A 6,585-nucleotide genomic window follows, 5' to 3' on the forward strand; every position below is an offset into this window, starting at 1 on the left:
GACGCGCGAGGAATACGGCCCCAAACAACCGTTGAAGGGCGCGCGTATCGCCGGCTCGCTGCACATGACGATCCAGACCGGCGTGCTGATCGAAACGCTGGCCGCGCTCGGCGCAGATATCCGCTGGGTCTCCTGCAACATCTATTCGACCCAGGACCACGCCGCGGCGGCGATCGCTGCCGCCGGCATTCCGGTGTTCGCGGTCAAGGGCGAGAGCCTTACCGAATACTGGGACTACACCGCCAGGCTGTTCGACTGGCACGGCGGCGGTCACCCGAACATGATCCTCGACGACGGCGGCGACGCCACCATGTACGTCCATCTCGGTTTGCGCGCCGAGAACGGCGACACCAAGTTCCTGGACGAGCCGGGTTCGGAAGAAGAGGAAGTCTTCTTCGCGCTTTTGAAGAAGCAGCTCAAGGAGAAGCCGAAGGGCTACTTCGCCGAAATCGCCAAGAGCATCAAGGGCGTTTCCGAAGAGACCACCACGGGCGTGCATCGTCTCTATGACATGCAGAAGGCCGGCACGCTGCTGTGGCCGGCCATCAACGTCAACGACAGCGTCACCAAGTCGAAGTTCGACAACCTCTATGGCTGCCGTGAATCGCTGGTCGACGGCATCCGCCGCGGCACCGACGTCATGATGTCCGGCAAGGTCGCGATGGTCGCGGGCTTCGGCGACGTCGGCAAGGGTTCGGCCGCCTCGCTGCGCCAGGCCGGCTGCCGCGTGCTGGTCTCGGAAGTCGACCCGATCTGCGCGCTGCAGGCGGCGATGGAAGGCTATGAAGTCGTGACCATGGAAGACGCCGCGCCGCGCGCCGACATCTTCATCACCGCGACCGGCAACAAGGACATCATCACGATCGAGCACATGCGCGCGATGAAGGATCGCGCCATCGTCTGCAACATCGGTCACTTCGACAACGAGATCCAGATCGCGGGTCTGCGTAACCTGAAGTGGACCAACATCAAGCCGCAGGTCGACGAGATCGAATTCCCCGACAAGCACCGCATCATCATGCTGTCGGAAGGCCGCCTCGTGAACCTCGGCAACGCGATGGGGCATCCATCCTTCGTGATGTCGGCCTCCTTCACCAACCAGACGCTGGCGCAGATCGAGCTGTTCGCCAACAACAAGGACGACAAGTACAAGAAGGGAGTGTACGTGCTGCCAAAGACGCTCGACGAGAAGGTCGCGCGCCTGCACCTCGCCAAGATCGGCGTGAAACTCACCGAGCTGCGGAAGGACCAGGCCGACTATATCGGCGTCAAACCGGAAGGCCCCTACAAGTCGGATCACTATCGCTACTGAGGGCGCGTACGATCACGTGCACGCACTCATCCACACTCCTGACCTGCGCAGCCTTTCGACGGACCTGGTGGGTGGATGCTCTTCGCAACGGCGCCAAGGTATGGATCCGCCCTCGGCGTTCGATGCCGAGCTCTCAATTAGAGTTACCGGACGGATCGGTTTGTGTAGACCACAATTGCCGCAAGCAGGATATTTATAGAATGATTGACGCAGAATACGACGTTCTCGGGATCGGCAATGCAATTTTTGACGTGCTGGTTAAGACCGATGAGGCGTTTTTGAACCGCCACGGTATGGGAAAGGGCAGCATGGCCCTGATCGACGAAGTGCGTGCGACGGCCATCTACAGCGACATTGGTCCGGGAACTGAAATGTGCGGCGGATCGGCTGCTAACACCATCGTCGGCGTCGCAAGCCTGGGTGCGCGTGCTGCTTATGTCGGCAAGGTTAAGGTCGACCAGATCGGCAGGCTTTACACCCACGACATACGAGCTGCGGGTGTTACCTTCGAGACCAAGCCGGCGCCGGACGGACCGGCGACCGGCTGCTCCTACATCCTGGTCACGAGCGACGGCGAACGCACCATGAACACCTATCTTGGTGCCGCGCAGGAATTGAAACCTGAGGATATTGATCCGGCGCAGATTGCGGCGGCGAAGATCGTCTATCTCGAAGGCTATCTCTGGGATCCGCAAAGCGCGAAGGAGGCCTTTGTGAAGGCCGCGACAATCGCGCATGGCGCGGGCCGGCAGGTTGCGCTCACGCTGTCCGACGCGTTCTGCGTCGACCGCTATCGCAACGAATTTCTGGAGCTGATGCGCAAGGGCACGGTCGATCTGGTGTTTGCCAACGAAGCCGAGCTGCATTCGCTGTATCAAACCTCAGATCTTGATGCGGCGATGAAGCAATTGCGCGCCGATGCCAAGCTCGGCGTGGTGACCCGCGGCCAAAAGGGCTGCCTTGTGTCTTCCTCAGAAAGAGTTACCGCCATTCCGGCCTTCCCGGTGAAGCACATCGTTGACACGACAGGCGCCGGGGATCTCTTTGCTTCCGGCTTTCTGTTCGGCCTCGTCCGTGGCGCGGGTTATGAGAACGCCGGACGATTGGGCGCGCTCGCCGCGGCTGAGGTGATTCAGCACATCGGTGCGCGGCCGCAGGTCTCGCTGAAGGAATTGGCGCGGCAGAACGGGTTGCAGGGGTAAGAGAGCGAAGCGGCGAGTGCGGCTTTCGGGCTGTAGGAATCTTCGACGACGCCGGAGATCTGCCCATCCTAGATCTTGGATTGGCAATAGAAAAATTCGTCAATTTCTCGAAGGTAAGGATTTTTTGCCTCAACGGATCATCCTGCGGGTCAATGATCTTGCAATAGCCCTCATCATCAATGGCTAGCGAGGTTGCCGGTGTGCATCCCAGCGGCGTTGTCCGAGACCTCGATGGGTCTTTCGCTTTCGTTCCAATTAAATGATGCAATAGCTGCGGGCGCAAGCTCGCCGCGTTCGCCGGGTGGCACGATCCTGCCCTTGAAGTCGACGACTTCCACCTCGACATGCAGATGAACGCGCCCGAAGATTGAGACACGGCGCTCCAGCGGATCGTCCACAGCGCTCTGAGCTGCTGCCGGTTTGATGGACACCGGGTTAAGCTAATCCCACCTTGCGCTCGAACTCAACAGGGCTGAGGTATCCGATCGTCGAATGACGTCGGATCGCATTATACAACAAGGTTTGAGAACGCCCACAGGACCGTTCTTCGCGAGATTCTTTATCGATATCATCCTTGGTTTGGTCGCCAAGTTTACGTTCACGGCACGGTCGACAAGGCTGATGAAGTCGCTTTCCGCTGCTCGCTGGATGGATCGCAAACAGATCGTTGGCTGGAGGTTCCAGCCTGGATGTTCGACCGGACGGCATGCCCTGAGGCTGAGGTTTTGGCAGCTCGGCCATTTGTCAGCATAACCGCACTTGCAGCGCTTTCTGCGCTTCTCGATCTGGCGTTGAAGGATCGAACGCCATCAGCTGCCCTGCTTTCTGGCGCATCCAGAGCCTCTCACGACCAGAATCGGGGAGAGACCCATGTCACGGCAGACGGCGATGCCAGGGAGCGGATACCGACACAATCGACAACCGCGGCCGCAGCAGCAGATGGATCTGTTCGGGAGCGGCCTGTCGAACGGCGCCATCGGCGCACCAGCATGGCTGGAGCTGCCGGCGGAAGCTCGGGCGGCCCTCACGAGCCTGATGACGCAGTTGATCGTCGACCATGCTGCGATGACAGCGACGCCGCCCGCGAAGGAGGTCGGTCATGATCTCTAACAAGGTCAGGCCTCATCGTCTGGAGCGCAAGGCGATTCTTTACGTGCGTCAATCCTCGGCACATCAGGTGTTGCACAATCGCGAGAGCAGCGCGTTGCAATACGCCATGCGGGACCGGCTGACGGCGCTCGGTTGGTCTGAGATCGAAGTGATCGATATGATCTCGGTCGTTCAGCCGCCGGCGGGGTACAACGCGCCGGTTTCGAGCGGATGGTAGCGGAGGTTTGCCTCGGTAAGGTTGGCGCGGTTTGCGCCCGCGAGGTCTCGCGGTTCGCTCGCAACAGCCGGGATTGGCAGCAACTCATCGAGATGTGTCGTGTGGTCGATACCGTCCTGGTCGATCAGGAGACGATCTATGCACCGAGGCACGGTAACGACCGCCTGCTGCTCGGGCTCAAGGGCAGCGTCAACGAGTACGAGCTGGATCTGTTGCGCCAGCGCTCGCTCTCGGCCCGCTACGAGAAGGCGCGCCGGGGCGAGTTGGTTGTGGCGGCGCCCGTCGGCTTCGTGAAGGCCGGCGACCATTATGAGAAAGATCCGGATCGGCGTGTCCAGGAAGCGATCAAGCTGGTGTTCGACAAGGTCGAGGAACTGGGCAGCGCGCGACAGGCGCTCTGCTCGCTCCATGAGTACAATCTCGATCTGCCGGTGAAACAGTCCAGCGGCGACACAGCCTGGCGGCGACCGAGTTACTCCGCCATCCGCCGGATCATTGAGAACCCGGTCTACGGCGGCGCCTATGCCTATGGTAAGACGGCTGTGGCGGCGGGATACACCGCCGAGGGCATGAGCGTGAAGATCCGCCGCAAGACGCGGAACGAATGGTTGACGTTGAAGCCTAATACCCACGACGGGTATGTGAGCTGGGAGAGGTTCGAGGCGATCCGCGCGATGGTCAGCAGCAACGTTCCCACTGGTCGGCATCACGGCGCGCCCAAGCATGGAGACGCGCTGCTGGCCGGTCTGATCCGGTGCAAGCGCTGCGGCCGTAAGCTCACACTCCGGTACTCAGGCATGAAGCGCCATATGCCGCGCTACAGCTGCAGCCGCGCTTGGATGGACAATGGCGGCCCTCACTGCATCGCCTTCGGAGGATTGCGCGTCGATGATGCAATCGAGGAAGCACTGCTCGGCGTCGTCGGTCCGGGCGCTATCGCCGCGGCAACCGCTGCCGCCAAGGGAGCCAGGGAACGGCGTGATCAGGTGCGCGATGCGCTCAGTCGCGACCTCGAGGCGGCGCGCTATGCCGCCGACAGGGCTTTCCCGCAATACGATGCCGCTGACCCCGCGAACCGGTTGGTGGCGAGCGAGCTTGAAGCGCGCTGGGCGCTTGCCCATGGCGCGGAGGTGGAAGGCAAGATTGCCACCTACGACGCTGCACGGCCGATGCCTACCGCTGATCCAGCGACGCTTGCGTCGCTCGCCACCGATCTGAAGACTGTCTGGGCGGCGCCTACGACCGATGCACGGCTGAAGAAGCGCATCGTGCGCACCCTGATCCACGAGGTCGTGGCCGATATCGACGACGCGGCCTCCGAGATCGTTCTCATCGTCCACTGGGTGGGTGGCGCCCACAGCGAGTTGCGCTTGCCCAAACGCCGGCGCGGGCAGCGCAACAGCACCTCTACCGATATCATCCAAGCCGTGCGTCAGCTGGTGCTGATTGCCGGCGACGATCTGATTGCCGGCCTCCTCAACCGCAACGGCCTCAAGACGGGCAACGGCAATCGCTGGACCCGCGAGCGCGTCACATCAATGCGCTCGAACTACCACATCCCGGTGTTCAAGCCCGCCGAGGACGAGATCGAACCCTGGCTCAACCTCGGTAACGCCGCAAAGCTCCTGAAGATCGCGCCCAAGACGCTCCGGCTGGCCGCTGAAGCCGGCGAGATCGAATCCATCCATCCTCTGCCGGATGGTCCTTGGATCTTCGCCCGCACCTCGCTGATAACAACTGCTGCTCAATCTATCGCCGAACGAGCACGACAGAACCCAAGATACCCCACGGGATCACATCCCAATCAGCAAAGTCTCTTCTCTTCAACAACATAGACCGATGGGTGTTCCGATGCAGGGTTGTAGAACCGCTCGATGTAGTCGAACACATCCGCCCTGGCCTCGTTCCTGGTGCGATAGATTTCGCCGGCGGTGCGTTCGGTCTTCAGCATGAGAAGAGGCGTTGTCCCAGACATTGCCGGATCGGCTCATGCTGCAGACGATGCCGCTGTCGGCCATCAACCGCTGGAACTGCTCGCTGGTGTATTGGGCCGCCTTGATCGGAGTGGTGCAATAGCTCGTTCGGCTTGCCGCGCCGCCAGACAGCCATCAGCAGGGCGTCGGCGACCAATTGGGCCGTCATGCCGGCGCTCATCGACCAGCCCACTACCCGGCGTGAGAACAGGTCGATCACGGCCGACACGTAGAGCCAGCCTTCGGCTGTCCAGATGTAAGTAAAGTCGGCGATCCACTTCTGGTTCGGCCGCTCAGCCAACTGCCGGTCAAGAAGGTTCGACGGCACGGTCGTGATCGTAAGCGCGAAGCCGATACCCTTGCTTCAGAATTCGAATGAACGTGCGAAAGAAGCCTCCGGCTTGGACGGAGGTTTGGGATGGGATTGGACAGCAAAAAGGACGTCCATTTGGACGGCTCAACGAGGGGGTCGGTGAGCCGGCTGGAGGTTCTTGAAGGACCATCGGGGCGCCGCGTACGTTCGGAAGCCGAGAGAGCTCGGATCGTCGCCGAGAGTCTGTTACCCGGTGCCCAGGTGTCCGAGGTGGCGCGCAAGCACGGAGCGACGCGCTGGCAGATCTACGATTGGCGGCGGCGGTTTCGACAGCGAGGCATGTTGCCGCCGCGCGAGGCATCGCAGCCGACATTCGCGCCGCTGGTCATGGAAGGTGCGTTGGAGGAGCGTCAGGTTCCGGCGATCAAGCTTGAGATCGCGATCGGCGATGTCGTGCT

7 protein-coding genes and 1 pseudogene are annotated in these 6,585 nt (G+C 61.4%); 6 read left to right on the forward strand and 2 right to left on the reverse strand.

The features are described 5' to 3' along the window. Both ahcY and IVB13_RS34215 read left to right on the forward strand, forming a co-directional pair. Nucleotides 1-1,312 (forward strand): adenosylhomocysteinase (gene ahcY / locus IVB13_RS34210; protein WP_247491723.1); only part of this gene is annotated, 1,312 nt, incomplete at its 5' end. 200 nt (nt 1,313-1,512) lie between these two features. Next, a complete protein-coding gene (locus tag IVB13_RS34215; RefSeq protein WP_247491759.1) occupies nt 1,513-2,514 on the forward strand; it encodes an adenosine kinase in 1,002 nt (333 codons plus the stop codon). Nucleotides 2,515-2,690: 176 nt separating this feature from the next. Here IVB13_RS34215 and IVB13_RS34220 read toward each other — a convergent pair whose 3' ends face one another. Beyond that, nucleotides 2,691-2,945, reverse strand: a complete 255-nt coding sequence (locus tag IVB13_RS34220) for a hypothetical protein (protein WP_247491725.1) — start codon at nt 2,943-2,945, stop codon at nt 2,691-2,693. A gap of 508 nt (nt 2,946-3,453) precedes the next feature. On the opposite strand from IVB13_RS34220, the gene IVB13_RS34225 reads away from it, so the two are divergent. The 3 genes from IVB13_RS34225 to IVB13_RS34235 are packed head-to-tail and all read left to right on the forward strand — an operon-like array spanning nt 3,454 to nt 5,676. Further along, nucleotides 3,454-3,624 (forward strand): hypothetical protein, encoded by a 171-nt coding sequence (locus tag IVB13_RS34225; RefSeq protein ID WP_247349117.1) that lies wholly within the window; start codon nt 3,454-3,456, stop codon nt 3,622-3,624. Then, nucleotides 3,614-3,841: a hypothetical protein gene (locus IVB13_RS34230; protein WP_247491727.1), complete on the forward strand. Its 228-nt coding sequence runs from the start codon at nt 3,614-3,616 to the stop codon at nt 3,839-3,841. The genes IVB13_RS34225 and IVB13_RS34230 overlap by 11 nt, the downstream gene beginning before the upstream one ends. Then, complete coding sequence (locus tag IVB13_RS34235) at nt 3,835-5,676, forward strand: recombinase family protein (protein ID WP_247491733.1); 1,842 nt, start codon at nt 3,835-3,837, stop codon at nt 5,674-5,676. The genes IVB13_RS34230 and IVB13_RS34235 overlap by 7 nt, the downstream gene beginning before the upstream one ends. Here IVB13_RS34235 and IVB13_RS40535 read toward each other — a convergent pair. Continuing rightward, nucleotides 5,646-6,133: pseudogene (locus IVB13_RS40535) on the reverse strand (IS3 family transposase); the annotation flags it as partial. The gene IVB13_RS34235 and the pseudogene IVB13_RS40535 sit on opposite strands and share 31 nt — an antisense overlap. Before the next feature lie 153 nt (nt 6,134-6,286). Here IVB13_RS40535 and IVB13_RS34250 point away from each other — a divergent pair. Then, a partial coding sequence (locus IVB13_RS34250; RefSeq protein ID WP_247491735.1) for a transposase occupies nt 6,287-6,585 on the forward strand: 299 nt, incomplete at its 3' end.

It is taken from the genome of Bradyrhizobium sp. 17 (assembly GCF_023073515.1).
Lineage (GTDB): Bacteria > Pseudomonadota > Alphaproteobacteria > Rhizobiales > Xanthobacteraceae > Bradyrhizobium > Bradyrhizobium canariense_D.